Annotated in this window: 2 protein-coding genes; both read right to left on the bottom strand. The window is 74.4% G+C overall.

Annotated elements, in window-relative coordinates:
- Positions 1–343: acyltransferase family protein (locus AC1D15_RS34735; RefSeq protein WP_477829654.1), on the bottom strand; the 343-nt coding region annotated here is incomplete at its 3' end.
- A gap of 100 nt (positions 344–443) precedes the next feature.
- Positions 444–898 (bottom strand): LytR/AlgR family response regulator transcription factor (locus tag AC1D15_RS34730; RefSeq protein WP_477829653.1); only part of this gene is annotated, 455 nt, incomplete at its 5' end.

Genomic DNA, 898 nt, shown 5'->3' with positions numbered 1-898 from the left:
CCTCCAGCCAGGACTGCGGCGGCACGATCACCAGCATGCCGAGCAGCAGTGGCAGCAGCAGGCGGGCGCTGCGCTGGCGCAGCCAGGCGAACGAGGGGGCGCGGCCGGCGCCCAGCATCAGCGCGCTGGCGGCGCCGGAGACGATGAACAGCAGGTCCATGCGCCAGGGCGAGCTGAGCATCATCCACGGCTCCAGCGCGGTGTGCCACTGCGGGCTCTTGATGTGCCAGTCCCAGCTCACGTAGTACATGCCCACGTGGTACGGGACCAGCAGCCCGAAGGCGGCGATGCGCAGCCAGTCGAGGTAGAGCAGGCGCGCGGGTGGGGTGGGCATGTCCGTCATGGCAAGGCCTTTCGCGGGGGCGGTGCGACAAGGCTGGGGCCAGGCGGCGCGGGCGGCCAGCGCGACGGGACGAAGCGCCCCGGACGCGGGGCGAGGCGGATCAGCGCATGGCGGCCAGGCGCGCGACCAGGTCCTCGCGGTACTGGCGGGTGCACGGCGCGGTGGGCCCGCCACGCAGCGTGATGCGTGCATCGCCCTTGCCGAGCGGTTCGAGCTGCGTCACGTGGGCCAGCGCGACCGCGGCACCGCGGTGCGTGCGCGCGAAGCCGGGGCCCAGGTCGGCGAGCAGGCCCGACAGGGTGCGGCGCAGCAGCGGCGCCCGATCGGGGGTGTGCAGCACGACGTAGTTGTCGGCGGCTTCCAGCCACAGGATATCGGCCACCGCGACCACCTGCGTGCGGCCGCGGTCGGCCACCAGCAACTGCGCCGGCTGCAGCGGCGGGCGCGGCGCACCGAGCCGCAGGCGCAGCCGTTGCAGCGCCTGCGCGAGGCGCTGCGGCTCGACCGGTTTCAGCAGGTAGTCGACCGCGGCGGCGTCGAAGGCCTGCACCGCGT

Source organism: Rhizobacter sp. P2_H2 (assembly GCF_056403375.1).
Note: the sequence above shows the minus strand (reverse complement) of the source record. Positions and strands in the feature narration are given on the sequence as shown.